The sequence below is a fragment of the Pseudorhodoferax sp. LjRoot39 genome (assembly GCF_964253035.1).
Taxonomy (GTDB): domain Bacteria; phylum Pseudomonadota; class Gammaproteobacteria; order Burkholderiales; family Burkholderiaceae_C; genus Pseudorhodoferax.
Window position 1 is genome coordinate 2,388,996 of sequence record NZ_CAXUQL020000001.1, and the last position, 26,126, is coordinate 2,415,121.

23 protein-coding genes are annotated in these 26,126 nt (G+C 70.1%); 19 read left to right on the forward strand and 4 right to left on the reverse strand.

The window, feature by feature from the left end; all coding sequences use genetic code 11:
• Positions 1-4: 4 nt before the first annotated feature.
• Positions 5-736 (reverse strand): GntR family transcriptional regulator, encoded by a 732-nt coding sequence (locus tag ACSQ4M_RS11325; protein ID WP_436189630.1) that lies wholly within the window; start codon positions 734-736, stop codon positions 5-7.
• Positions 723-1,676, reverse strand: a complete 954-nt coding sequence (locus ACSQ4M_RS11330) for a polysaccharide deacetylase family protein (protein ID WP_436189631.1) — start codon at positions 1,674-1,676, stop codon at positions 723-725. Before ACSQ4M_RS11330 ends, ACSQ4M_RS11325 begins: the two co-directional genes overlap by 14 nt.
• 178 nt (positions 1,677-1,854) lie before the next feature.
• Between ACSQ4M_RS11330 and ACSQ4M_RS11335 the strand changes: the two genes are divergently transcribed.
• From ACSQ4M_RS11335 to ACSQ4M_RS11345, 3 genes are all read left to right on the forward strand, one after another.
• A complete protein-coding gene (locus ACSQ4M_RS11335; RefSeq protein WP_436189632.1) occupies positions 1,855-3,030 on the forward strand; it encodes an ABC transporter substrate-binding protein in 1,176 nt (391 codons plus the stop codon).
• A gap of 25 nt (positions 3,031-3,055) precedes the next feature.
• On the forward strand, positions 3,056-3,934 hold the full coding sequence (locus ACSQ4M_RS11340; RefSeq protein WP_436189633.1) for a branched-chain amino acid ABC transporter permease: 879 nt from the start codon (positions 3,056-3,058) through the stop codon (positions 3,932-3,934).
• 131 nt (positions 3,935-4,065) lie between these two features.
• Positions 4,066-6,564 carry a branched-chain amino acid ABC transporter ATP-binding protein/permease gene (locus ACSQ4M_RS11345; RefSeq protein WP_436193994.1) on the forward strand — a complete coding sequence of 833 codons (2,499 nt, stop codon included), beginning with the start codon at positions 4,066-4,068 and terminating at the stop codon, positions 6,562-6,564.
• 3 nt (positions 6,565-6,567) lie between these two features.
• On the opposite strand, the gene ACSQ4M_RS11350 is transcribed toward ACSQ4M_RS11345, so the two are convergent.
• Positions 6,568-8,211, reverse strand: a complete 1,644-nt coding sequence (locus ACSQ4M_RS11350) for an MBL fold metallo-hydrolase (RefSeq protein ID WP_436189634.1) — start codon at positions 8,209-8,211, stop codon at positions 6,568-6,570.
• A 91-nt stretch (positions 8,212-8,302) separates the two neighbouring features.
• Between ACSQ4M_RS11350 and dapF the strand changes: the two genes are divergently transcribed.
• The 3 genes from dapF (at position 8,303) to ACSQ4M_RS11365 (ending at position 10,981) form a co-directional block, all read left to right on the forward strand.
• Complete coding sequence (gene dapF / locus ACSQ4M_RS11355) at positions 8,303-9,172, forward strand: diaminopimelate epimerase (RefSeq protein ID WP_436189635.1); 870 nt, start codon at positions 8,303-8,305, stop codon at positions 9,170-9,172.
• A 184-nt stretch (positions 9,173-9,356) separates the two neighbouring features.
• Positions 9,357-10,043, forward strand: a complete 687-nt coding sequence (locus tag ACSQ4M_RS11360; protein ID WP_436189636.1) for a DUF484 family protein — start codon at positions 9,357-9,359, stop codon at positions 10,041-10,043.
• Between the two features lie 11 nt (positions 10,044-10,054).
• Positions 10,055-10,981, forward strand: coding sequence for a tyrosine recombinase XerC (locus ACSQ4M_RS11365; RefSeq protein WP_436189637.1), 927 nt, complete (start codon positions 10,055-10,057; stop codon positions 10,979-10,981).
• Positions 10,982-10,984: 3 nt separating this feature from the next.
• On the opposite strand, the gene ACSQ4M_RS11370 is transcribed toward ACSQ4M_RS11365, so the two are convergent.
• On the reverse strand, positions 10,985-11,515 hold the full coding sequence (locus tag ACSQ4M_RS11370) for a hypothetical protein (protein ID WP_436189638.1): 531 nt from the start codon (positions 11,513-11,515) through the stop codon (positions 10,985-10,987).
• Between the two features lie 41 nt (positions 11,516-11,556).
• Between ACSQ4M_RS11370 and ACSQ4M_RS11375 the strand changes: the two genes are divergently transcribed.
• The 13 genes from ACSQ4M_RS11375 to mraY all read left to right on the forward strand — a co-directional run bounded on the left by ACSQ4M_RS11375 (position 11,557) and on the right by mraY (position 26,121).
• Entirely contained in the window at positions 11,557-12,753 is a 1,197-nt protein-coding gene (locus ACSQ4M_RS11375; protein ID WP_436189639.1) for a class I SAM-dependent rRNA methyltransferase, read from the forward strand.
• A gap of 59 nt (positions 12,754-12,812) precedes the next feature.
• The gene (locus ACSQ4M_RS11380; protein ID WP_436189640.1) at positions 12,813-13,868 is read left to right on the forward strand and encodes a CobW family GTP-binding protein; all 1,056 of its coding nucleotides are present in this window, start codon (positions 12,813-12,815) and stop codon (positions 13,866-13,868) included.
• A 273-nt stretch (positions 13,869-14,141) separates the two neighbouring features.
• Complete coding sequence (gene dksA / locus ACSQ4M_RS11385; RefSeq protein ID WP_436193995.1) at positions 14,142-14,744, forward strand: RNA polymerase-binding protein DksA; 603 nt, start codon at positions 14,142-14,144, stop codon at positions 14,742-14,744.
• Positions 14,745-14,776: 32 nt separating this feature from the next.
• Positions 14,777-16,342 (forward strand): STAS domain-containing protein, encoded by a 1,566-nt coding sequence (locus ACSQ4M_RS11390; RefSeq protein WP_436189641.1) that lies wholly within the window; start codon positions 14,777-14,779, stop codon positions 16,340-16,342.
• Positions 16,343-16,412: 70 nt separating this feature from the next.
• Entirely contained in the window at positions 16,413-16,958 is a 546-nt protein-coding gene (hslV, locus tag ACSQ4M_RS11395; RefSeq protein ID WP_436189642.1) for an ATP-dependent protease subunit HslV, read from the forward strand.
• 4 nt (positions 16,959-16,962) lie between these two features.
• Complete coding sequence (hslU, locus tag ACSQ4M_RS11400) at positions 16,963-18,321, forward strand: ATP-dependent protease ATPase subunit HslU (RefSeq protein ID WP_436189643.1); 1,359 nt, start codon at positions 16,963-16,965, stop codon at positions 18,319-18,321.
• Between the two features lie 282 nt (positions 18,322-18,603).
• Positions 18,604-19,038, forward strand: a complete 435-nt coding sequence (gene mraZ, locus ACSQ4M_RS11405) for a division/cell wall cluster transcriptional repressor MraZ (RefSeq protein ID WP_056662994.1) — start codon at positions 18,604-18,606, stop codon at positions 19,036-19,038.
• 9 nt (positions 19,039-19,047) lie between these two features.
• Complete coding sequence (rsmH, locus tag ACSQ4M_RS11410) at positions 19,048-19,989, forward strand: 16S rRNA (cytosine(1402)-N(4))-methyltransferase RsmH (RefSeq protein ID WP_436189644.1); 942 nt, start codon at positions 19,048-19,050, stop codon at positions 19,987-19,989.
• Complete coding sequence (gene ftsL, locus ACSQ4M_RS11415) at positions 19,986-20,327, forward strand: cell division protein FtsL (RefSeq protein ID WP_436189645.1); 342 nt, start codon at positions 19,986-19,988, stop codon at positions 20,325-20,327. The genes rsmH and ftsL overlap by 4 nt, the downstream gene beginning before the upstream one ends.
• Positions 20,324-22,066: a peptidoglycan D,D-transpeptidase FtsI family protein gene (locus tag ACSQ4M_RS11420; RefSeq protein ID WP_436189646.1), complete on the forward strand. Its 1,743-nt coding sequence runs from the start codon at positions 20,324-20,326 to the stop codon at positions 22,064-22,066. Before ftsL ends, ACSQ4M_RS11420 begins: the two co-directional genes overlap by 4 nt.
• The gene (locus tag ACSQ4M_RS11425; RefSeq protein ID WP_436189647.1) at positions 22,066-23,577 is read left to right on the forward strand and encodes a UDP-N-acetylmuramoyl-L-alanyl-D-glutamate--2,6-diaminopimelate ligase; all 1,512 of its coding nucleotides are present in this window, start codon (positions 22,066-22,068) and stop codon (positions 23,575-23,577) included. Before ACSQ4M_RS11420 ends, ACSQ4M_RS11425 begins: the two co-directional genes overlap by 1 nt.
• On the forward strand, positions 23,571-24,953 hold the full coding sequence (locus ACSQ4M_RS11430) for a UDP-N-acetylmuramoyl-tripeptide--D-alanyl-D-alanine ligase (protein WP_436189648.1): 1,383 nt from the start codon (positions 23,571-23,573) through the stop codon (positions 24,951-24,953). Before ACSQ4M_RS11425 ends, ACSQ4M_RS11430 begins: the two co-directional genes overlap by 7 nt.
• A complete protein-coding gene (mraY, locus tag ACSQ4M_RS11435) occupies positions 24,943-26,121 on the forward strand; it encodes a phospho-N-acetylmuramoyl-pentapeptide-transferase (protein WP_436189649.1) in 1,179 nt (392 codons plus the stop codon). Before ACSQ4M_RS11430 ends, mraY begins: the two co-directional genes overlap by 11 nt.
• The last annotated feature ends 5 nt before the right edge of the window (positions 26,122-26,126 follow it).

The following is a 26,126-nucleotide window of genomic DNA, read 5'->3' on the forward strand; positions in this document are numbered from 1 at the left end:
TTTCCTAGCCCAGGCCCAGCATCTGGCCCAGCGATTTTTCGGACTGCGGCCGGTCCAGGTGCAGGCGCTGCTCCAGGTCGAGCAGGTGCTCGTCCATGAGCTTGACCGCCTTGGCGACCTCGCCCTTCTCGAGGTGGTCGACGATGCGCGCATGCTCGTCGTGCTCGCAGGCGGCGTTGCCGGGCGGCTCGTACAGCGCCACGATCAGCGAGCAGCGCGAGATCAGCTCGTGCAGGTAGCGCTGCAGCACCTCGTTGCCGGCGATCTCGGCCAGCCGCATGTGGAAGGCGCTGGCCAGCCGTGCCCAGGCTGGCTGGTTGTGCTGGTGCAGCGTGGCGTGCTCCTCGCGCAGCTGGCGGCGCAGCGCGGCCAGTTCGGCCTTGGTGATGCGGGCGGCCGCCAGCGGCAGGATGGCGGCCTCCAGCAAGCGCCTGGCCTCGAAGATCTGGCGCGTCTCCTGCACCGTGGGCTCGGCCACCACGGCGCCGCGGTTGGGCCGCAGGTCGACGATGCGGTCGTGCGCGAGGCGCTGCAGCACCTTGCGCACCACGGCGCGGTGCACGCCGAACAGGTCCGACAGGCCTTGCTCGGGCAGCTTGGTGCCGGGCGCCAGGCGCTGGCTCATGACGCTCTCGAACACCGCGTGGAAGATGCGGCTCTCGGCTTCGTTGAGGCCGGTCACGGGGGCCGGCGTGGCGGGGGCAGCGGTTGCGGCGGTGCGGCTACGCGTGGCCATGGGGACGGTGCTCCTGCATGTGGGAGGCGATGGCGCCGGGCGTGGTCCACCAGATGTCGCCCGCGTCGCGCGCCCGTGCGATGTGCTCCAGCGCGCGGCGCAGGTGGCGCAGCCGGTACGGCTGGCCGACGATGTAGGGGTGCAGCGCGATGCCCATCACGAGCGGCTGCGCGCGCGACTGCGCCAGCATCTCGTCGAAGTTGTCGATGACCATCTGCGCGAAGTCCTTGGCGTCCATCTGGCGCGCCATGATCATGGGGATGTCGTTGAGCTCCTGCGGGTAGGGCACGGACCACAGCGGCCCGTCCTGCGTGGCCATGCGCACGGGCTGGTCGTCGTGGCACCAGTTCAGCGTGTAGCCGTAGCCGGTGGCGGCCAGCAGGTGCGGCGTGGCCGGGCTCTCGGAAATCCAGGGCGACAGCCAGCCCTGCGGCGCCACGCCGCTCTCGCGTGCGATGCGGGCGCGGCAGTCCGCCAGCAGACGGCGTTCCGCGGCCGGGTCCATGGCGGCCTGCTGCTCGGCGTTGGTGTGGCCGTGGGCGATGAGTTCGTCGCCGCGCGCCACGCAGGCCGCCACGAGTTCGGGGCAGTGGTCGTACAGCGCGGTGTTGAGGATGGCGCCGGTGGCCAGGCCCAGCTGGTCGAACAACTCCTGGCAGCGCCAGGCGCCCACGCGGTTGCCGTACTCACGCCAGGAGTAGTTCAGCACGTCGGGGTGCGGCGTCGCCGGCCCCAGGCAGGCGCCCAGGCCGTCTCCGAACGCGAAATGCTCCAGGTTGAAGCCGATGTAGCAGGCCAGGCGCCGGCCGCCGGGCCAGGCGTAGTCGCTGCGCTGCGTGATCGGGCGGTAGTCGAACAGCCCATGGTGGGGCAGGGCACGTTCGGCCAGCGGGCCTGCACTGTCGAGGTGCGAAAAAGAAAGCTTTTGGTGCAAGGGCATGGTGCGTGGCGCGGTGGGCTGCGCCTGGCAAGGCCGAGCAATTATGGTGCCTATCTGCGCATTGAATTGTCGACAATATGGTTTTGGCTTTGGCGTCAATGTTTTGATGGGTTTGCTGCCATCAATGGCATGGAGCTTGCGAAAGGCGTCCGTCCTTGTTCATCTGACGGAGAAACACATGCCCTTGCTTCGCCGCTCCCTGCTCTCGTTGGCCGCCACCGCGCTCGCCACACTCGCCAGCCCCGACGTGTTCGCCCAGGAGACGATCAAGATCGGCCTGGTGACCGCGCTCTCGGGCCAGTCGGCCCGCGCCGGCGAGGCCATCACGCGCGGCATGTCGGTGGCCATCGACGAGATCAACGCCAAGGGCGGGTTGCTCAATGGCCGCAAGCTCGAACTGGTGCGCCGCGACGACGAGGGCAACCCCGCCAAGGGCGTGATGGCCGCGCGCGAGCTGATCTACAAGGAAAAGGTGGCAGTGCTGTTCGGCGGGCTGGACACGCCGGTCTCCCTGGCCATCGTGCCGATCGCCAACCAGGAGAAGGTGCCGTTCATGGGCCCCTGGGCGGCAGGCACGCCCATCACCAAGAACGGCGCCAACCCCAACTTCGCGTTCCGCGTGTCGGCCGTGGACGAGATCGTCAACAAGGCCATGCTGCAGTACGCGCAGAAGACCTTCAAGGCCGCCAAGCCGGCCATGATCCTGGTCGACAACCCCTGGGGCGAGTCCAACGAGAAGGGCCTGGTGGCCGCGCTGGCGGCCAAGAACATGCAGGCCGCAGGCATCGAGAAGTTCGACGGCAATGCGGTCGACGTGGTGCCGCAGCTGGCCAAGCTCAAGGCGGCCGGGGCCGACACGCTGTTCCTGGTCGGCAACGTGGGCCCCTCGGCCCAGGTCGTCAAGTCGCTGGACCGCATGGGCTGGAAGGTGCCCGTGGTCTCGCACTGGGGCCCCGCGGGCGGGCGCTTCACCGAGCTGGCCGGCCCCAACGCCAAGAGCGTGCACTTCGTGCAGACCTACAGCTTCTTCGGCAAGCAGACGCCGGTGGGCGAGAAGGTGCTGGCGGCGCTGAAGGCCAAGTACCCGGACATCAAGGGCCCGGACGACGTGACGCCCGCCGTCGGCGTGGCCAACGCCTACGACGCGGTGCAGCTCAGCGCGCTGGCCATCGCCCAGGCCGGCAGCACGCAGGGCGATGCCGTGCGCCAGGGCTTCTACAAGATCGGGCGCTACGAAGGCCTGATCAAGACCTACGACCGGCCGTTCACGGCCGAGGTGCACGACGCGGTGAGCGAGAACGACTACGTCTGGGCGCAGTTCATCGACAACAAAATTCTCCCGGTCGCGCAGTGACGGGGCGTTGCTGGGAGGGCGCGCCATGCTGCTGATCTCTGCCCTGGTCAGCGGCCTGGGCCTGGGCGCCATGTACGGGCTGATCGCGCTGGGCTTTCACATCACCTACGCGGTGTCGGGCACGGTCAACTTCGCGCAGGGCAGCTCGATGATGCTGGGCGCGGTGCTGACCTGGGTGTTCTCGCAGTCCATGGGCTGGCCCATGCCGCTGGCGCTTGCCGTGGCGCTGGCCGCCTGTGCGGTCTACGGCATGCTGGTCGAGTTCGTGGCCGTGCGGCCCTTCGTGCGGCGCGGCTCCAACGCCTGGCTGATGTCCACCGTGGCGCTGGGCATCGTCTTGGACAACCTGGTCATGCACGGCTTCGGCAAGGAGCCGCGCAGCCTGCCATCGCCCTGGGCGCAGACACCGATGACGCTGGGCGACACGTCCCTGGGCGTCTACCCGCTGCAGCTCGTGATTCCGGTGGTGGGCCTGGCGCTGGCCGGCCTGCTGCACTTCGTGGCGCGCCGTACGCGCTGGGGCGTGGCCGTGCTGGCCGTGCAGCAGAACCGCGATGCCGCGCGGCTCATGGGCATCCCGGTCAAGCATGTGGTGCTGCTGGCCTTCGCGCTGTCGACGTTGCTGGCCGGTGTGGCCGGCGCGCTGGTGGCGCCGCTGTTCAACGTGCATGCCGACATGGGCACGCTGTTCGGGCTCAAGGCCTTCGCGGTCGCCATCCTGGGCGGCATCGCCAGCGCCTGGGGCGTGATGCTGGCCGGGCTGGTGTTCGGCGCCGGCGAGGCGCTGGTCACGGCCACGCTGGGCTCGGGCTACACCCAGATCATGATGTTTTCGCTGGTGATCGTGGCGCTGGCGCTGCGGCCCGATGGCCTGTTCGGCCGTGCCGAGGTGAAGAAGGTATGAAGTCAGAAGGTGTGAATGGATTCGGCGTGGCCGAGCAGACCGTCCGGGCGCGTCCCATCGAGGCGCAAAGCGCAGACATAGCGCCCGCTATGGCGAGCATTTGCAACGACGAGGGGGCGTGTTCGGGCGGGATGAGCGGGCATGGCGGATTCGTTCGCACCTTCTCCGTGGTCTCACCCACGGGCTGGGCCGCGTGGGTGCTGTTGCTGGCCGGGGCGCTGGCGCTGGCCGCCACGCTCAATGGCTACTACGTCTATGTGCTGGCCAACGTGGCGCTGCTGGCCATCGTGGGCATCGGCATGAACGTGCTGCTGGGCCTGGCGGGCCAGGTGTCGTTCGGGCATGTGGGTTTCTATGCACTGGGGGCCTACGCGGTGGCGGTGCTGACGACCAAGGCCGGGCTGTCGTTCTGGCTGGCCTGGCCCATCGGCGTGCTGCTGGCCGGCGCGGTCGGCCTGCTGCTGGCGGTGCCGGCGCTGCGCGTGAAGGGGCCGTACCTGGCCATGGTCACGATTGCCTTCGGCTTCATCGTCGAGCATGGCGCGGTGGAGTGGCGCGGGCTCACGGGCGGGCAGAACGGCATCATGGGCATCGGCGCTCCTGCCCTGTTCGGCCTGGCGGGCGAGCGCGCCGTGGCCGCGCTGGCGGTGCTGGCCTGCGCCGTGCTGGTGCTGCTCTACGCCTGGCTCGACCGCAGCGCCTGGGGCGCGGCGCTGCGCGCGGTGCGCGACAGCGAGGTGGCCAGCGAATCGATTGCCATCGCGCCGGTGCGCGTGAAGGCCGTGGCCTTCGCGCTGTCGGCCGCGCTGGCGGGGCTGGCGGGCGGCCTGTTCGCGCCGCTGTCGGGCTTCGTCACGCCGCAGACCTTCGGCATGCTGCAGTCCATCCTGTTCGTGCTGGTGGTCATGGTGGGCGGCGCCGGTGCGGTGGCCGGGCCGCTGATCGGTGCGGTCATCGTGAGCCTGCTGCCCGAGCTGCTGGCTGGCATGGAGGACTGGCGGCTGCTGTTCTTCGGCGCGCTGCTGCTGGTGGTGCTGTGGGCCGCGCCACTGGGTGTGGCGGGGCTGTTCGCGCGCTGGGGGCGCAAGTCTGCCGGGGCCGCCGTGCCGATGGCGGCCCAGCCGCTGCCGCGCGGCCCCGCGCGCGGCGTGCTGCGCGTGCAGGGCCTGGGCCGGCAGTTCGGTGGGGTGCGCGCCGTGCACGACCTCGCTTTCGAGACCGTGGGTGGTGGCGTGACCAGCCTGATCGGCCCCAACGGCGCCGGCAAGACCACGGTGCTGAACATGCTGAGCGGCTTCTACAAGCCGAGCGCGGGCGGTTTCAGCCTGGCGGGCCAGGATCTGCAGGGCCGCGCGGCCCACCAGCTGGCGCGGGCCGGCATCGCGCGCAGTTACCAGACCTCGCAGCTGTTCGGCAGCCTCAGCGTGGAGGACAACGTGGCGCTGGCCATGTGCCGCGGCCGTCTGGGCTCGCCGCTGGCGGTGCGGCGTTTCCACGCGCCGGCGCTGCGGGCCAAGGCCCGCGCGCTGCTCGCGCAATGCGGCTACGCCGGTCCGGCGGACGCAGCGGCGGCCGACCTCGCGCACGTGGACAAGCGCCTCGTGGAGATCGCGCGCGCGCTGGCCGCCGACCCGCAGGTGCTGCTGCTCGACGAGCCGGCCGCCGGCCTCTCGCGCGAGGACAAGGCGCGGCTGGCCACGCTGCTGCGCGCGATCGCCGACAGCGGCATCGGCGTGGTGATCGTGGAGCACGACATGGCGCTCGTGATGGACCTGTCGGACCGCATCGTCGTGCTCGACGCCGGCCAGCGCCTGGCCGACGGCACGCCCGCCATGGTGCGGGCCGACCCGGCCGTGCGCCGCGCCTACCTGGGCGAGGCGGGGCTGCAGGGCGCCGTGGTGGCGCGCCCGCCTGCGCCGGCCGGTGCGGAGGTGCTGGGCATCGGCGCGCTGCAGACCGGCTATGGCGCCGAGCCCGTGCTGCACGGCGTCGCACTCAGCGTGCGCGCGGGCCAGATGGCGGCGCTGCTGGGCGCCAACGGGGCAGGAAAGTCCACGCTGATGCGTTCGCTGGCCGGGTTGCACCGGCCGGTGGCGGGCGGCATCCACCTGAATGGCCGGGAACTGGCGGGACTGGGGGCCGAGCAGATCGCGGCCCTGGGCCTGGTGCTGGTGCCCGAGGGCCGCCAGGTGTTCCCCGAACTCAGCGTGCTGGACAACCTGCGCCTGGGCGCCTTCCTGAAGCCCGAGGGCCGCGAGGCCCGTGTGGAGGACATGCTGCAGCGCTTTCCGCGCCTGCGCGAACGCCTGCACCAGCGCGCCGGCCTGCTGTCGGGCGGCGAGCAGCAGATGCTGGCCATCGCGCGCGGCCTGATGGCCCAGCCGCAGGTGCTGCTGCTCGACGAGCCCTCGCTGGGCCTGGCGCCCAAGGTCATCGAAGACCTGTTCGCCGCGCTCTCGCGCCTGCGCGACGAACGCATGACGCTGTTGCTGGTGGACCAGATGGCCGGCCTGGCGCTGTCGCTGGCCGACCACGCCTATGTGCTGGAGTCGGGGCGCATCGTTGCCCAGGGGAGTGCGGCGGAGCTGCTGGCCGACGGGGCGCTGATGCGGGCGTACCTGGGGGACTGAGCGTCAGAGCGCCTGGGTGGCGCGGATGTGCTCCACATGCGCGAGCATGGAGCGCTCGGCCACCGGCCACATCTTCTGCGGCACGTCGTCGTAGGCGATGGCCACCCAGTCGCGCATGCTGCCGGCCGGGATCGCGCGCATGGCCTTGAGCACCTTGGCCTCGCGCGCGAGCCGGTGCGCCTTGAGCCTGGCGATGGCGCCCGGCGCGTCGCCCAGCACGTAGCCGTGGGCCGGCAGGATAAAGGCGATGCCGAACTCGGCACAGGCCGCGGACAGCTTGTCCAGCGACGCTAGGTAGTGGCCCATGTCGCCGTCCGGCGGGTCCACCACGGTGGTGCTGCCGTTCAGCACATGGTCGCCGCTGAAGAGCAGGGCGTCTTCCTCCAGCACCAGGCAGACATGGTTGGCGGCGTGGCCGGGCGTGAAGACGGCCTTCAGCGTGTGGGTCACGCCATCGCCCTGCAGCACCAGGCGTTCGCCGTCTTCCATCTCGCGGTCGGGCGTGAACTGGCTGGCCGGGCGCGCCGTCGGCCGCGAGGCCAGTCCCAGCACGGGCGGGCGCGGGCGGCCAGCGCGTTCCACGCGCTCGGCCAGCGGGCGCGCGCCGGGCGAATGGTCGGCGTGGGAATGCGTGCAAACGATGCTGCGGATGTCGCCACCGGCGGCTGCGAACAGCCGGTCCAGGTGGGCTTCGTCCAGCGGGCCGGGGTCGATCGCGATGTAGCCGCTGGCGGCATCGCCGACCAGATAGCTGTTGGTGCCGGGGCCGGTCATCACGCCCGGGTTGCCGCAGGTCAGGCGTTGCAGGTTGCGCAGCAGGGCCGTGGGCTGTTCATGGCGCCAGTCCAGCGCGTGCAGCAGTTGCCCGTCGGGGCAGACCATGGCCAGTTCGCCAAAGGCCGTCTCGTGCTCCATGTAGCGGGCCTCGGCGCCATCCAGGAAGCCGGCGCGCGGGCACGAGGTCCACAGCGGTTGCTCGCTGGCGCAGGCGGCGAGCACGGCGTCCACCGTGGCATAGGCCTGCAGGCGCTGCAAGGTGCGGATGGTCGGGAAGATGATCTCGAAGCTGCCGGCCGCATGCCGCGCCAGCGCATCGGCGGGGCGCACCCAGCAGGGCTCGAACTGCTCGGTCTCGTCGGCCACGGGATGCTGGCCCTCGGGCATGCGTGCGACGAGGAAGGGCACGTCGAAGCGCTTGGGCAGGTCGCGGTCGGTGGTCCAGTGGGCCAGCACGAAGACCTGGTCGGCCGCGAGCCGCAGGCCCTGGGCCGCGCACTGCGGCAGCAGCGGTGCGTGGCGGTGGAGCCGGGCGGCGTCGGCGGCATCCGCCGAGCGGCCGTCGGCGCGGCGGGCCAGCAGCACGCCGAGTTCCTCGAAGCTCTCGCGCACGGCCGCGATGGCCTGCGTGAGCCGCGCGTCGTCCTGCCCGGGCCGGCGGCTGGCCTGGGCGTGGGCCGCGTGGTCGGCCGCGTCGACGGCGCCGCCCGGGAACACGAAGGCACCGGGCGCGAAGCTGGCCGTCAGCGAGCGTCGTGTCATGAGCACCTCGATGCCGGCTGGCGTGTCGCGCAGCAACAGCACGGTGGCGGCGGGGCGCGGCACGACCGGGTCGCGCTGCGGGTGGAGCAGTTGGCTGGAGCGTGGCATGGCGGGGATTCTGCCGGCTGCCCCGGTTTGGCGCTCGGTGTGCTGTCCCGCAGGCTACAAGGTGACCGCCCGCCCGCGATAATCCGCGCCCATGCGAATCCGATTCACCAAGATGCACGGGGCCGGCAACGACTTCGTGGTGCTGGACGAGACGCGCGGCCGGCTCGGCCTGCGCGAGGACCAGTACCGCTTTCTCGCCGACCGGCACTTCGGCGTGGGCGCCGACCAGATCCTGACCGTACGGCCTTCCACCGGCCCTGGCGTGGACTTCGAGTACGTGATCCACAACGCCGACGGCGGCGAGGTCGAGCAGTGCGGCAACGGTGCGCGCTGTTTCTTCCAGTACGTGCGCGAGCACGGCCTGACCGACAAGGCCGCGCTGCGCGTGCACACGGCGGCCGGCGTGATCGCACCGTCCATGGGGACCGATGGCCGCGTGACGGTGGACATGGGCCCGCCCGTGTTCGAAGCCGCACAGGTGCCTTTCGACGCCGCCGGCCTGTCGCCGCAAGGCGCCAGTGCCGTCGGTCCCTGGAAATTGGCGCTGGGCACGGAGGCCGACAGCCCGACCGTGGAACTGGCCGTGCTGTCCATGGGCAACCCGCACGCCGTGCAGCGCGTGGACGACGTGGACACGGCGCCCGTCGCAGAGCAGGGCCCGCTGGTCGAGCACCACCCGCGCTTTCCGAACCGCGTGAACGCCGGCTTCCTGCAGGTGCTGAGCCGGCGCAACGTGAAGCTGCGCGTCCACGAGCGCGGTGCTGGCGAGACGCTGGCCTGCGGCACCGGCGCCTGCGCAGCCGTGGTCGGTGGCATCGCGCAGGGCTGGCTCGACAGCCCGGTCGACGTGCAGACGCGCGGCGGCGTGCTGACCATCGCCTGGGAGGGCGTGGGCCAGTCCGTGCGCATGACCGGCCCGGCGCAAACCGTTTTCGAAGGCGAGATCGAGATCCCCGCATGAGAACACCCCCAGTTTCCGCGCTGCGCGCTTCGCCAACCCCCTCGAGGGGGCACATCCAGCGGTCTGGCAGAGCCAGCCCCGCGGATGTCGTTGGCATGGCCTGCTCCGCGGCCTTCGGTACCGGCTGCCTGCGTGTCGCAGCTGCACGGTGCCGCATCCTGATCGCACCCATTTGCGGAAAAGCATGAGCATGAATTCCAACAACCCGATCACCGAAGACGACATCGCCAACTTCCTGATCCACACCCCGGCTTTCTTCGAGCGCCACGCCGAGGTGCTGACGGCCGTGCAGATGACCAGCCCGCACGGCAACCGCGCCGTGAGCCTGCAGGAACGCCAGGCCGAGATGCTGCGCGAGAAGATCAAGGGCCTGGAACACCGGATCATGGACATGATCCGCCACGGCAACGAGAACGTGCTGATCGCCGACAAGCTGCAGCGCTGGGCGCGCAGCCTGCTGCGCACACGCGCGCCGGCGGAGCTGCCACAGCGCATCGTGGCCGAGGTGCAGGCGCAGTTCGGCGTGCCGCAGGCGGCCCTCAAGGTCTGGGGCGTGACGGCGGACTACGCCGGCCACGGCTTCGCGCAGGGTGTCAGCGACGATGCCAAGAGCTTCGCCTCCTCGTTGACGGCGCCGTTCTGCGGCGTCAACCCCGGCTTCGACGCCGTGCAGTGGCTGCCCGAGCCGGCCCAGGCCATGTCGGTGGTGCTGATGCCGCTGCGCGTGGGCGAGCTCAACAGCACCGAGCCGGCCTTTGGCATGCTGGTGCTGGCCTCGCCCGATCCGCAGCGCTTCGAGTCCGGCATGGGCACGGACTTCCTGGAGCGCATCGCCGAACTGGCCAGCGCCGCGCTGTCGCGCCTGCAGTAAGCCGAGCGTCCATGGACGATGCCGCGCTGGTCGAGCGCTACCTCGAGCACCAGCGCGTCGAGCGCCGCCTGGCCGCGCGCACGCTGGCGCTGTACCAGGCCGACCTGGCCAAGCTCCGGGCCCACGCCGAGGCCGTGCCCGTGGCGCTGGTGGCCGTGCACAACGCCCACATCCGCCGCTGGGTCGCCCAGATGCACAGCGGGGGCCGCAGCGGGCGCGGCATCGCGCTGATCCTGTCGGGCTGGCGCGGCTTCTACACCTGGCTGGGCCGCGAAGGCCTGGTCGCGGCCAACCCGGTGCAGGACGTGCGCGCGCCCAAGTCCGGCAAGCCGCTGCCCAAGGCGTTGGGCGTGGACGAGGCCGTGCAGCTGGCCGAATTCAGCAGCGAGGCGGACGATCCCTGGCTGGAGGCGCGCGACGCGGCCATGGTCGAGCTGCTCTACGGCGCCGGCCTGCGCGTGGCCGAACTGACCGGGCTGGACGTGCGCGCCAGCGGCCAGGCGCGCGGCTGGATCGACCTGGACGCTGGCGAAGCCCATGTGCTGGGCAAGGGCAGCAAGCGGCGCAGTGTGCCCATCGGTGCGTCCGCCACCAGTGCCCTCAAGGCCTGGCTGGCCCTGCGCGGTGATGGCGCCACGCTGAACCCGGCCCTCTTCGTGGGCCGCCACGGCACCCGGTTGACCTCGCAATCGATCTGGCAGCGCCTGCGCCGGCGCAGCCAACTGGCCGGGCTGGCCACACCCGTGCACCCCCACATGCTGCGGCACTCCTTCGCCAGCCATGTGCTGCAGTCCAGCGGCGACCTGCGTGCCGTGCAGGAACTGCTGGGCCACGCCAACATCAGCACCACCCAGGTCTACACGCGGCTGGACTTCCAGCACCTGGCCAAGGCCTACGACGCGGCGCATCCGCGCGCGCGCCGCAAGCCGGGTGGCTGACGCCTACCGCGTGCTGGCCTGCAGCACGCGGCCATCGCCGACGAAGGCGTCGCCCACCATCATGCGAAAGGCCGTGCCCTGCGGCAGCAGCGGCAAGGCCTTGTGCGGCGCGAGGAACTCGACCTCCGCCTGCCGGGCCTGGCCGCGGCGGAAGGTTTCGCCGGGCGGCATCTGCCAGCGCATCTGGAAGCCCTGGTTGCCGACCACCAGCACGCAGCGGTGCTCGCCGGCTTTCACCGGGATGTCTTGCGCAGGGATCGAGGCCGGGCGCAGTGTGAATTCGACCAGCGCCTGCGGCTGGAAAGCCTGTCCCGGCGCGAAGCTTGCGGGCGGCGGTGGCGGCTTGCGCAGCAGCTTGCCGTAGGCCCAGCCCAGGATGCTGCCGAGCACGGGCAGCCACAGCAGCATCATGACGGTGGCGACATCGTGCACGGTCGAGTCCGGGTCGGCCCGGTGGCGGACCACGGCCGCGACCGCGGCCACGCACAGCAGCAGCACGACGATCAGCCGGCGCCGGAATTGGATGGTGCTCATGCTGGCAGTATCGGTGGGAGCAGCGGCGACAATCCCGGCCAATGAAAGTCATCCGTCTCCGCGAGGGCAAGGAAAAGTCCCTGCTGCGCCGCCACCCCTGGGTGTTCGAATCGGCCATCGCCCGCGGCGGCGCCGATGCCGGCGAAACCGTGCGCGTGGAGGCGGCCGACGGCCGCTTCCTGGCCTGGGCCGCGTTCAGCCCGGCTTCGCGCATCCGCGCCCGGGCCTGGAGCTTCGACGCAGGCCAGCGCATCGATGCCGCTTTCCTGCGCGAACGTCTGGCGCAGGCCATCGCGGCGCGCCGGCGCTTCGATGTCCGCAGCGACGGCGTGCGCCTGGTCCATGGTGAGGCCGATGGCCTGCCAGGCCTGGTGGTGGACCGCTACGGCGACACGCTGGTGGCGCAGTTCGGCGCCGCCGGCACCGAGCGCTGGAAGCAGCCGCTGGCCGACGCACTGTGTGAACTGACCGGCCTCACGCGCCTGTACGAGCGCTCGGACGCCAGCGTGCGCGGCCTCGAAGGCCTGCCCGAGGCCACCGGCTGGCTGCGCGGCGAGGGCGCGACCGAGCTGACCATCGCCGAGCACGACTGGAAGCTCACGCTGGACATCGCCACCGGCCACAAGACCGGCTTCTACCTGGACCAGCGCGACAGCCGCAAGCTGTTCGCCGACACCGTGGCCCGGCTCGGCAGCCAGCGCGTGCTGAACTGCTTTTGCTACACGGGCGGCTTCACGGTCGCGGCGCTGGCCGGCATGCGCGCGGCAGGTGTGGACGGGCACGTGACCTCCATCGATTCGTCCGGCCCGGCGCTGGCGCGCGTGCAGGCCCATGTGGCGCTGAACGGCTTTGCGGCCGACCAGTCCGAATGCCTGGACGCCGACGTGAACGCCTCGCTGCGCCGCTTCAAGGACGAGGGCCGGCGCTTCGACGCCATCGTGCTCGACCCACCCAAGTTCGCGCCCACGGTGGCCCATGCCGAGCGCGCGGCGCGCGCCTACAAGGACATCAACCGCCTCGCGCTCGGCCTGCTGGAGCCCGGTGGCGTGCTGTTCACCTATTCCTGCTCGGGCGGCATCGCGCCCGATTTGTTCCACAAGATCGTGGCCGGCGCCGGCATCGACGCCGGCGTGGACGGCTACATCGTGCAGCGCACGGGCGCCGCGCCCGACCACCCCATGACCATCGAATTCCCCGAGGGCGACTACCTCAAGGGCCTGGTGGTCATGCGCCGCTGAGCTGCAGCCGCCACGCAAGCTCTTTAAACTCCCCGCCTTTCGTCGTTAGCGAGACCGCCATGGCCCTGATCCCCGCCACCATCCTGACCGGCTTCCTCGGCTCGGGCAAGACCACGCTGCTCAAGCGCGTGCTGACCGAGGCCCACGGGCAGAAGATCGCCGTCGTCGAGAACGAGTTCGGCGAAGAGAACATCGACAACGACATCCTGGTCTCCGAGCCCGGCGAGCAGATCATCCAGCTCAACAACGGCTGCGTGTGCTGCTCGATCCGCGAGGACCTGCGCTCGACGCTGGCCATGCTGGCCGAGAAGAAGCGCAAGGGCGAGCTCGACTTCGAGCGCGTGGTCATCGAGACCACCGGCCTGGCCGATCCCGGTCCGGTGGCGCAGACCTTCTTCATGGACGACGAGATCGCCGAGAGCTACCTGCTGGACTCGATCCTGACACTGGTGGACGCCAAGCACGCCGCCGAGCAGCTCAACGAACGCCAGGAGGCGCGCCGCCAGGTCGGTTTCGCCGACCAGATCTTCATCAGCAAGACCGACCTCGTGGCCCAGGACGAGGTCGACGCGCTGGTCCATCGCCTGAAGCACATGAACCCGCGCGCGCCGCACAAGGCCGTGCATTTCGGCGAGGTGGCGCTGTCCGAGGTGTTCGACCTGCGCGGCTTCAACCTCAACGCCAAGCTGGACATCGACCCCGACTTCCTCAAGGAAGACGACCACGGGCACGACTACCACGACCACGAACACGGCGAGCACTGCGACCACCCCTCGCACGCCCACGACCATGGCCATGGGCACCACCACCACACGGACGACGACGTCAAGAGCTTCGTGTTCCGTGCGGACCGCGCCTTCGACCCTGCCAAGCTGGAGGATTTCCTGGGCGCCGTGGTGAACATCTACGGCGCGCGCATGCTGCGCTACAAGGGCGTGCTGCACATGCAGGGCACCGAGCGCAAGGTCATCTTCCAGGGCGTGCACCAGCTCATGGGCAGCGACCTGGGCCCGGCCTGGGCCGAGGGCGAGGCGCGCACCAGCAAGATGGTGTTCATCGGCATCGATCTGCCCAAGGACATCTTCCTGCAGGGACTGGAGCAGTGCCTGGTTTGAGGCCGGCGCCACAAAGTTTCGCGCTGGTGCGGAAATGGCCCCTATTGCGGGTATAAACCGTGCCGACGTTGCGGGCGGTAGCTGGACCTGCCTGGTGCTGGAATCGCTGGCACCGGGTTCCGCCAACCCGCAAGGAGGCGCCGAGTGAAAGAACCATCCGCAAAGACCAAGGCTGCGGCCAAGCCGCAGGAGGCGCCTGCACCGGCCGCGACCACCGCTGCCAAGAAGGCAGTGAAGGCATCTGCGCCCTCTGCGGAGCCGACGGCTGCACCCATGCCCGCCCGTGCCGGCAGGGTTTCGCGGCTCTCGCAAATCACCGTACCATCCATGGCCCAGGCGGTGGCCTCCACCGCCGCCAAAGCAAGTTTTCTGCAAGATATGTCGTCTCCCATCGCTCCGCCGCCCTCCGCCGGTGTGTCCAAGAAGGACCCCAAGCTGGCCAACAACTGGAAGACCAAGTCGGCTGAGGAACTCACCGACGCCGAAGTCCTGTCCATGCCGGATTCGGAGTACATGAACGAGAAGCAGCAGGCCTTCTTCCGCCTCAAGCTGGTCACGCTCAAGCAGGACATGCTCAACAACGCCGGTGAGACCACCGAGCACCTGCGCGAGGACACCGTGGTCGTACCCGATCCGGCCGACCGCGCCACCATCGAGGAAGAGCACGCGCTGGAACTGCGCACGCGCGACCGCGAGCGCAAGCTGCTCAAGAAGATCGAGCAGTCCATCGCCCGCATCGACGCTGGCGACTACGGCTACTGCGACGAGACCGGCGAGCCCATCGGCGTCGGCCGCCTGCTGGCCCGCCCCACGGCCACGCTGTCGCTGGAAGCGCAGCAGCGCCGCGAGCTCAAGCAGAAGATGTTCGGCGACTGAGGTCCCGTTCCGCCTTTCATTCCGCCACGCCCATGGCCCAAGACGCGCCACCGCCCGGCGGACTGCTGTCCAAGGTCGTCAAGTTCGTTCGCAACCCGACAGTCAACTGGTCCGAGCTGGACCAGCTGGACGAACGCGACAGCCAGTACAACAAGCATGTGCTCAAGGAGATGATCGAGCGCAAGCGCGCGAACGACTTCGTGCGCAAGCGCGAGTTCGACCAGCTGCGCAAGCTGCGCCAGCGCAGCGCCGTGGGCGTGTCCGCCACGCCGATGGCGCTGGACGATTCCGGTTTCTTCGACAGCAGCCGGCCATCATCCGCCCCCGGCCAGCGCGAAGGCACGCTCAAGAAGATCGACGAGATCGAGGCGCAGATGGTGCGGCAGCCGTGGCAACCGCCACGCGACGCCGCCGCCGCCGCCGTGCCCCGGTTCTCGCCCACCGTCAACGCCGAGCCGCAGCCGGCCGAGGCCCGCGTCACCGACTTCGCGGCCACCGACATCCAGCCGCGCGAGGCCTTGCTGGCCGAGGCGCCGCCCGAAGACATGCTGCCGGATGTGGACTGGTCGCTGGGCGCTGGCGCCCAGGGCGGCGAACTCGTGGCCGACCCCGGGCTGGAGGAGGCCGCGATCCGCTTCGCCAATGGCGACGACGCCGGTTGCGAGGCGGCGCTGCTCGCGCTGGCCGAGGCGCAGACGCCGGTGCCCGTGGCCCTGCGCGCCTGGGCGGCCTTGTTCGACTTCTACCGTGCCACGGCGCAGCAGGGCCGCTTCGAGGCCATGGCCATCGACTTCACTGTGCGCCACCAGCGCCAGGCGCCGGCCTGGGTGGTGATCGGCGCGCCGGACCGCGCGGTGCCAGCCGTCGGCGCCGCGCTCGCCTGGACGGCGCCGGCCTTGCTCGATGCGGCCCAGGTCACGGCGCTGGCCGTGCAGCTCGCCGAGTTCCGCGGCGACACCGTGCAGCTGGACTGGGGCGCTCTCGACGCGGTGCCGCCGCCCGCGCTCGGTCCGCTGGCCGACCTGTTGTCCCGGCTGGCCGACCAGCCGCTGCGCCTGTCGGCGCGGGGCAGCCCGCGGCTGGAGCAACTGCTGCGCCACCACACCGTGTCGGGGCAGCGCGCCCAGCCCGCCGCGTGGTGGCGGCTGCGCCTGGCCTGGTTGCGGCTGACGCAGCGGCCCGAGGAATTCGACCTTGTCGCGCTCGACTACTGCATCACCTACGAGGTGGCGCCGCCGCCCTGGGAGGATGCGCGTTGCAGCCTGGCCGCGTCGGATGCTGCCGGCGCTCGCGGCCAGGCTGCAGCCAACAATGGGTCTGGGCCTGCCGTGCGGCTCGCTGGCGTGGTGACCGGCGACGCACTGGGCGCACTGGCTTCCATGGGGGCACCGCCCGCTGCCGGCCAGCCGCTGGTGGTGGATTGCGCGGATCTGGTGCGCATCGACTTCGCCGCCGCCGGTTCGGTGCTGAACTGGGCCGCGGCCCAACAGGCCGCCGGGCAGCGGCTGGAGTTCCGCGGACTGCACCGGCTCGTGGCCGTCTTCTTCCATGTGATCGGCCTGGCCGACCACGCCACCCTCGTGCCGCGCAGCCACTGAAACGGTCGCGCCCGGCCGGCGCTGCGCGCCAGCCGCTTGTTTTTCACGCATCCGACCCCAGGTCCATCCGATGGAGCAATTTCACGGTACCACCATCGTCAGCGTGCGCCGGTCCACACCCCAGGGCGTCCAGGTCGCCATCGGTGGTGACGGCCAGGTCACGCTGGGCAACATCGTCGTCAAGGGCTCGGCCCGCAAGGTGCGCAAGCTGCACCAGGGCAAGGTGCTCGCGGGCTTCGCCGGCGCCACCGCCGACGCCTTCACGCTGTTCGAGCGCTTCGAGGCCAAACTGGAGAAGCACCAGGGCCAGCTGACGCGCGCGGCCATCGAGCTGACCAAGGACTGGCGCACGGACCGCGTGCTGCGCCGGCTCGAAGCCATGCTGGCCGTGGCCGACCACACGGCCTCGCTGATCATCACCGGCAACGGCGACGTGCTCGAACCCGAGCACGGCATCGTGGCCATCGGCTCGGGCGGCGCCTATGCGCAGTCGGCCGCCATCGCACTGCTGCAGAACACCGAACTGTCGGCCGAGGACATCGTGCGCAAGTCGCTCGGCATCGCCGGCGAGATCTGCATCTACACCAACATGAACCACACGGTCGAGGTCCTGTAAGCCCATGTCATCGATGACCCCGCAGGAGATCGTCTCCGAGCTCGACCGCCACATCGTCGGCCAGAAGGACGCCAAGCGCGCCGTGGCCATTGCGCTGCGCAACCGCTGGCGCCGCCAGCAGGTCGAGGAAAAGCTGCGCGTGGAGATCACGCCCAAGAACATCCTCATGATCGGCCCCACGGGCGTGGGCAAGACCGAGATCGCGCGCCGCCTGGCCAGGCTGGCCGATGCACCCTTCATCAAGGTCGAGGCCACCAAGTTCACCGAGGTCGGCTATGTCGGCAAGGACGTGGATTCCATCATCCGCGACCTTGTCGACTCGGCCGTCAAGCAAACGCGCGAGCAGGCCATGCGCAAGATGCGCACGCGCGCAGAGGACGCCGCCGAAGAGCGCGTGCTCGACGTGTTGCTGCCGCCCGCGCGCCTGCCGGCCGCCGATGCCTCCTTCGGCCTTTCCACGAGCAGCCCGGTCGAGAAGCCGGCCGACAGCACGGCGCGTCAGGCCTTCCGCAAGAAGCTGCGCGAGCACCAGCTGGACGACAAGGAGATCGAGATCGACGTGGCCGACGCCAAGCAGGCCCTGGAGATCATGGGCCCCCCCGGCATGGAAGAGATGACCGAGCAACTGCGCGGCATGTTCAGCCAGATGGGCCAGCAAAAGCGCAAGACGCGCAAGCTGCGCATCGGCGAGGCCATGAAGCTCTTGACCGAGGAGGAGGCCGCCAAGCTCGTCAACGAGGAAGAGATCAAGCTGGAGGCCGTGCACAACGCCGAGCAGAACGGCATCGTCTTCATCGACGAGATCGACAAGGTCACCTCGCGCAGCGAAGGCCAGGCCGGCGAGGTCTCGCGCCAGGGTGTGCAGCGCGACCTGCTGCCGCTGGTCGAGGGCACGGCCGTGACGACCAAGTACGGCGTGGTGCGCACCGACCACATCCTGTTCATCGCCTCGGGCGCCTTCCACCTGTCCAAGCCCAGCGACCTGATCCCCGAGCTGCAGGGGCGCTTCCCGATCCGCGTCGAATTGCAGTCGCTGTCGGTGCAGGATTTCGAGGCCATCCTCACCCAGACCCACGCGTCGCTGGTGCGCCAGTACCAGGCGCTGCTGGCGACCGAGAATGTCACGCTGGAGTTCACGCCCGAGGGGGTCACGCGCTTGGCCCACATCGCCTACGAGGTCAATGAGCGCACCGAGAACATCGGCGCCCGGCGCCTGTCCACGGTGCTGGAGCGGCTGCTGGACGAGGTCAGCTTCGAGGCCACCAGGCTGGGCGGACAAACCGTGGTGGTCGACGCCGCGTATGTGAACGCGCGGCTCGACGCGCTCAGCCGGGACGAGGATCTGTCGCGTTATATTCTGTGAACCGCGTACCAGGCGCCACCTGTGTATGCAGCCAGTGGGTCGAAATCGCGAAGCTCAACACGCACATTGAATATTCGTGCTAAGTGCTTCATTTTTAACGATTTTTACTCTTTTGCGGCGCTGCGTTTCTGCTAGCTAAGTCGTTGATTTGATTACAAAAAGACGGGCCACCCATCGGGTGGCCCGCGCGTTTGGTGCTACAGTGGGAAAAGGTGCAGTTTTGTGGGGTGTTTGGGCTATTTCAGCCCATTTTTCCCCAGCACGAACCCAAGGTGGTGCGCGGTGTTTCAAGGGCCTTCGTCGCTCAGTCTCGATGCAAAGGGTCGGCTATCCATGCCGACCCGGTATCGGCCTGCGCTCGAATCGGAGGCTGGCGGCAAGGGCGCGCTGACCATCACCAGGCATCCGCACGGCTGCCTGATGGTCTATCCGCGGCCCGAGTGGGAACTGTTCCGCGCCCAGATCGTCGCGTTGCCGGCCGAAGCCCACTGGTGGAAGCGCCTCTTTCTGGGCAACGCCATGGACGTCGACATGGATGCCAGTGGCCGCGTGTTGGTCGCACCCGAACTGCGCGAGGCGGTCGGCATCACCAAGGACACGGTGTTGCTGGGCATGGGCAACCACCTGGAGCTGTGGGACAAGGCGACCTACCAGGCCAAGGAAGCCGAGGCGCTGAAGGCGCCGCCGCCCGAAGCGTTCAAGGGCATCAACTTCTAAGGGCCGGCGGTGGAAACCTCATGGATTCACACCACCGTCTTGTTGAACGAAGCAGTCGAGGCTCTTTTCAACAAGCAGGCGCAGCCGGCACCGGGTGCGGCACGCACCTTCGTGGACGCGACCTTCGGCCGCGGCGGCCACAGCCGCCTCCTGCTGTCGCGGCTGGGTCCGGACGACCGGCTGGTCGCGTTCGACCGCGACCCGCAGGCCGTGGCGGCCGCGGCGCAGATCGCCGACCCGCGCTTTTCCATCCGGCACCAGGCCTTCCACGCCCTGGGCGAGCTGCCCGAGGCCAGTGTGGCCGGCGTGCTGATGGATCTGGGCGTGAGCTCGCCCCAGATCGACGATCCGGCGCGGGGCTTCAGCTTCCGTGCCGATGGACCGCTGGACATGCGCATGGACACGACGCGCGGCGCTAGCGTGGCCGAGTGGCTTGCCACGGCCGACACCACAACCATCGCGGAGGTGATTCGTGACTATGGCGAAGAACGGTTTGCTGTTCCGATTGCAAAGGCGATTGTTGCTCGCCGACAAGAACGGGGCCCTGTTTCAACCACCGCCGAGCTGGCCCAGCTCGTGGCTGGCGCGGTCAAAACCCGCGAGCCGGGCAAGGACCCTGCAACGCGCACATTTCAGGCTCTTCGGATTCACATCAACGCCGAGCTTGAAGAGCTGCAACAGGCGCTGAGCGCGGCCCTGCGCGTGCTCGCGCCGGGCGGCCGGCTGGCGGTGATCAGCTTCCATTCGCTGGAAGACCGCATCGTCAAGCAGTTCATCGCACGCCACGCAAAGGAGACCGTGGACCGCCGCTCGCCCGACTGGATGCTGGGCAAGAGCGCGGCCATGCCGCTCAAGGCGCTGGGCCGTGTGATGCCTTCGGCGGCCGAGGTCGCCGCCAACCCGCGTGCGCGCAGTGCGGTCATGCGCGTGGCCGAGAGGACGGCCGCATGACCCGGCTCAACCTCGTGCTGCTGCTGGCCGTGATGGCCAGCGCCATGTACCTCGTGCGCACGCAGTACGAGTCGCGCAACCTCACGGTGCAGCTGGACCGCGAGACCCGGCTCGCGCGCCGGCTCGACGTGGAGTTCGACCGCTTGCAGGTCGAGCGACGCGGCCAGGCCACGCCGCTGCGCGTGGAAAAGCTCGCCAAGGAGCAGCTGCAGATGCGCACCACCACGCCGGCCATCACGCAATACGTCAGTGCCAGCACCGGCGCCCTGATCCCGCTGCCCGCGGCTCCTGCGGCCTCGGCGGCAGTGGCGCCACAACGTCCGGGAGCCCGGCGATGAGCCGCAACAGCCGTAGCGTGCGCTACACCTCCAGCCCGCTGCTCGCAGGCAAGACGCCGGTCTGGCGCAGCAAGTTCGTCGTCGCCGCGCTGGCGCTGGGCTTCGTCGGCCTGACCGCGCGCGCCGCCTACATCCAGGTCATCGAGAACGACTTCTTCCAGCGCCAAGGCAAGGTGCGCTTCATGCGCACGCTGGAGCTGCCGGCCAGCCGCGGCCGCGTGCTGGACCGCAACGGCCTGCTGCTCGCAGGCAGCGTGGTGGCCGCCAGCATCTGGGCGATTCCCGAAGAGGTGGACCGCGACCCGGCCAAACTGCGCCAGCTCGCCAAGCTGCTGGACATGCCCATCGCCGACCTCAACAAGCGCCTGGAGGACGAGGACAAGAGCTTCGTCTGGCTGCGCCGCCAGGTCGATGCGCCGATCGCCCAGCAGATCATGGCGCTCAAGATCAAGGGCGTGCACGAGCGGCCCGAATACAAGCGCCACTACCCCGAGGGCGAGTCCGCCGCGCACGTGGTCGGCTTCACCAACGTGGAAGACCAGGGCCAGGAGGGCGTGGAGCTGGCCTTCCAGCACGAACTGCTGGGCAAGGCCGGCTCGCGCCGCGTGATCAAGGACCGGCTCGGCCGCGTGGTCGAGGACATCGGCGACGAGGTGCCGCCTTCGGACGGGCGCGACATCCAGCTGTCCATCGACAGCAAGGTGCAGTTCTTCGCCTACCAGAAGCTGCGCGACGCCGTGGCCCAGCACAAGGCCAAGGCCGGCAGCGTGGTGGTGCTCGATGCCGTCACGGGCGAGGTGCTGGCACTGGCCAACTACCCCAGCTACGTGCCCGACCAGCGCCGCAACCTGACCGGCGAGCAGCTGCGCAACCGCGCCATCACCGACACCTTCGAGCCTGGCTCGACCATGAAGCCCATCACGGTCGCCATGGCGCTGGAGGCCGGCCGCGTCACGCCGCAGACCATCATCGAGACCAACCCGGGCCGCTTCCAGCTCGGTGGCTTCACGATCAGCGACACGCACAACTACGGCACGCTGACGGTCGAGGGCGTGATCCAGAAGTCGTCGAACGTCGGCGCGCTCAAGATCGCCCAGAAGATGACGCCGCACGAGATGTGGGACACCTTCACGGCGCTGGGCTATGGCCAGAAGCCGCAGGTGCAGTTCCCCGGCGCCGTCACGGGCCGGCTGCGCCCGTGGAAGACTTGGAAGCCGGTCGAACAGGCCACCATGGCCTATGGCTACGGCCTGTCGGCCTCGCTGTTCCAGATGGTGCAGTCGTACACGGCCTTCGCGCACGACGGCTCCATCATCCCCGTGACCATGCTCAAGCACAGCGAGCCGGCGGTCGGCACGCAGGTGTTCTCGGCCAAGAACGCGGCCGCCGTGCGCCACATGCTGCAGATGGCGGCCGGCCCCGGCGGCACCGGCCAGCTGGCGCAGACCGTGGGCTACTCGGTCGGCGGCAAGTCGGGCACGGCGCGCAAGCAGGCCGGCAAGGGCTATGCGGTGGGCAAGTACCGCGCCTGGTTCACGGGCATGGCGCCCATCGACAAGCCGCGCATCATCGTCGGCGTGATGGTGGACGAGCCCAGCAACGGCACCTTCTACGGTGGCACCGTGGCCGCCCCGGTGTTCAGCGAGGTGGTGCAGCAGACGCTGCGCATGATGGGCGTGCAGCCCGACATGGCCGTCAAGCCCCAGGTGGTCGCGACCACCGTGGAGGAGTCGTTCTGATGCCTGCACCGGCCAGCATCGCCACCGTGCAGGACTGCGCAGCCTGGCTGCGCGGCCGCGTCACGGGCGTGCTGCACACCGACAGCCGCCAGGTCGGCCCCGGCGACGGCTTCATCGCCTGGCCCGGCGCGGCCACCGATGGCCGGCGCTTCGTGCCGCAGGCGCTGGCCCAGGGCGCGGTGGCCTGCCTGGTCGAGCACGAGGGCAGCGAGGCCTATGGCTTCGGCGGCGAGGCCGTGGCCGCGTTCGCCGGCCTGAAGGCAGGCTCCGGCCCGATCGCCGCGGCCTACTACGAACAACCTTCGCAGGCGCTGGACCTGCTGGCCGTGACCGGCACCAACGGCAAGACCTCCACCGCCTGGTGGCTGGCGCAGGCACTCACGCAGGCGCAGCAGGCCGCCGGTGTGGAGCCGCGCGGCTGCGCCGTGGTCGGCACGCTGGGCACGGGCGTGCCGCCGGCCGTGGTGTCCACCGGCATGACCACGCCCGACCCGGTGCTGCTGCAGGCGCGGCTGCGCCAGTTCGTGGACACGGGCCTGGCAGCCTGTGCCATCGAGGCCTCGTCCATCGGCATCGCCGAGCGGCGCCTGGACGGCACGCGCATCCGCCTGGCCATCTTCACCAACTTCACGCAGGACCACCTGGACTACCACGGTTCCATGGCCGCCTACTGGCAGGCCAAGGCCGAACTGTTCGACTGGCCGGGCCTGCAGGCCGCCGTCGTCAACGTGGACGACGCCCATGGCCGCGGCCTGGCCGACCGGCTGGCCGCCGGTGCGCTGGACCTGTGGACGGTCTCGGCCCAGGGCGCCGCGCGCCTGGCGGCCACCGACATCGGCTACGCCGATGGTGGGCTGGCCTTCACGGTGCGCGAAGGCGTTGAAGCCGCCCACCTGGCCACGCCGCTGATCGGCCAGTACAACGTCAACAACCTGCTGGGCGTCATCGGCGCCCTGCGCGCGCTGGGCTTCGCGCTGGCCGATGCCGTCGCGGCCTGCACCGCGTTGCTGCCCGTGCCGGGCCGCATGGAGCGCATCGCGCTGGACGGCCAGCCCCTCGTGGCCATCGACTACGCCCACACGCCCGATGCGCTGGAGCAGGCGCTGCGCGCCCTGCGCCCGCTGGCCGAGGCGAGAGGCGGCCGGCTCTGGTGCCTGTTCGGCTGCGGCGGCAACCGCGACGCGGGCAAGCGCCCGCTGATGGGCGCCGTGGCCGAGCGCGCCGCAGACCACGTGGTCGTGACCAGCGACAACCCCCGGCAGGAAACCCCGGAGAGCATCATCGAGCAGATTCTTGCGGGCCTCACCGAGCGCGCCCGCGCACAGGTGCAGGCCGACCGCGCGCGCGCCATCGCCGAGACCCTGGCCCAGGCGGCAGCACCGGACGTGGTGCTGCTGGCCGGCAAGGGCCATGAGACCACCCAGGAAATCGCCGGCGCCAAGCTGCCGTTCTCCGACCGCGAACAGGCCGAGGCCGCACTCGCAGCCCGCTCCGGAGGTGCCGCATGCTGAGCCTGCACCAGGCCCTGGCCTGGATCCCCGGTGGCACGTTGCAGGGCGACGGCGCCGTGCGCTGCGCCCGGGTGCACAGCGACACGCGCACGCTGGCCGCTGGCGACCTGTTCGTCGCGATCCGCGGCGAGCGCTTCGACGCCAACGACATGCTGGCGCAGGCCAAGGCCTCCGGTGCCACGGCCGCGCTGTGCCTGCGTGGCGCCAGCGGCGGCTTTGCCGTGCACGGCCTGCCCTGCATCGAGGTCGACGACACCATCGCCGCGCTGGGTCAGCTCGCGCGCGGCTGGCGCGCCCAGTTCACGCTGCCGCTGGTGGCCGTGACGGGCAGCAACGGCAAGACCACGGTCACGCAGATGGTCGCCGCCATCCTGCGCGCGGCCGCCGGAGAGGCCGCCTTCGCCACCCAGGGCAACCTCAACAACGATATCGGCCTGCCGCTCACGCTGCTGCGCCTGCGCGCGGGCCACCGCCTGGGCGTGGTCGAGCTCGGCATGAACCATCCGGGCGAGATCGCCCAGCTGGCCACCATCGCCCAGCCCACGGTGGCCGTGGTCAACAACGCGCAGCGCGAGCACATGGAGTTCATGGCCACCATCGAGGCCGTGGCGCGCGAGAACGGGTCCGTCATCGCCGCGCTGCCGCCGAGCGGCACCGTGGTGCTGCCGGCCGGCGACACCTACCTGCCGCTGTGGCGCGGGATGGCCGGCCAGCGCCGCGTCATCACTTTCGGCCTGGACGCGCCTACCGCCGAGGTCCGTGCCGACGAACCGCGCTGGTCCGATGGTGCCTGGCAGCTGCGCGTGCACACGCCGCAGGGCGGCTTCGCGCTGCGGCTGCGCATCGCGGGCCGCCACAACGTGCAGAACGCGCTGGCGGCCACGGCCTGCGCACTGGCGGCCGGCGTGCCCATCGCCTCCATCGCCGCGGGCCTGGCGGCCTTCGAGCCGGTCAAGGGCCGTTCGCGTGCGCTGGCGCTGCCCAAAGGCCGCACGCTCGTGGACGACAGCTACAACGCCAACCCCGATTCCGTGGCCGCCGCCATCGCCGTGCTGGCCGCGCTGCCGGGCCCGCGCCTGCTGGTGCTGGGCGACATGGGCGAGGTCGGCGACGCCGGCCCGCGCTTCCACGCCGAGGCCGGCGCGCAGGCGCGTGCGGCCGGCATCGAGCACCTGCTCGCCCTGGGCGTGCAGAGCGCCGGCACGGTCGCGGCCTTCGGTGCCGGCGCCCGGCATTTCGACGATGCCCAGGCGCTGGTCGAGGCCGCGTGCGCGCTCGCGCCGCAGGTGGCCAGCGTGCTGGTCAAGGGCTCGCGCTTCATGAAGATGGAGCGTGTGGTCGAAGCCTTGCAGCAGGAGGGTGCCCATGCTGCTTAGCCTGGCCCAATGGCTGCAGACGCTGTCGCCCGAACTGGGCTTCCTGCGCCTGTTCCAATACATCACCTTCCGCGCCGTGATGGCCGCCATGACCGCGCTGGTCATCGGCATCGGCATGGGCCCGTTCGTGATCCGCAAGCTGCGCGAGCTCAAGATCGGCCAGCCGATCCGCGGCTACGGCATCGAGGCGCACCTGGCCAAGAGCGGCACGCCGACCATGGGTGGCGTACTGATCCTCTTGTCCATTGCGCTGTCCACGCTGCTCTGGTTCGACCTGTCCAACCGCTTCGTCTGGATCGTGATGCTGGTCACCTTCGGCTTCGGCGCGATCGGCTGGGTCGACGACTGGCGCAAGGTGGTCCGCAAGGATCCCGAGGGCATGCGCTCGCGCGAGAAATACCTGTGGCAGTCGCTGATCGGCCTGGTGGCCGCGGTCTACCTGGTGTTCTCGATCTCGGAGAACTCCAACCAGCGCGTGTTCGAGCTGTTCATGGCCTGGGTGCAGTCCGGCTTCGACCTGAGCCTGCCGCCCAAGGCCGGCCTGCAGGTGCCGTTCTTCAAGGAAGTGAGCTACCCGCTGGGCGTGCTGGGCTTCGTGGTCATGACCTACTTGGTCATCGTCGGCGCGTCCAACGCCGTGAACCTGACCGACGGGCTGGACGGCCTGGCCATCATGCCCGTCATCCTGGTCGGCGCAGCGCTGGGCCTGTTCTGCTACGTGACCGGCAACGCCGTGTTCGCCAAGTACCTGCTGCTGCCCAACATCCCGGGCGCGGGCGAACTCATGATCTTCTGCGCCGCCATGTCCGGCGCGGGCCTGGCCTTCCTGTGGTTCAACGCGCACCCGGCCCAGGTCTTCATGGGCGACGTGGGCGCGCTGGCGCTGGGCGGGGCGCTCGGCACCATCGCGGTCATCGTGCGCCAGGAGATCGTGCTGGCCATCATGGGCGGCATCTTCGTGGTCGAGGCGCTGTCCGTGATCATCCAGGTCAGCTGGTTCAAGTACACCAGGAAGAAGTACGGCCAGGGCCGGCGCATCCTCAAGATGGCGCCGCTGCACCACCACTTCGAGAAGAGCGGCTGGAAGGAGACGCAGGTCGTCGTGCGCTTCTGGATCGTGACCATGCTCTTGTGCCTGATCGGCCTGTCCACCCTGAAGCTGCGATAGGGCCG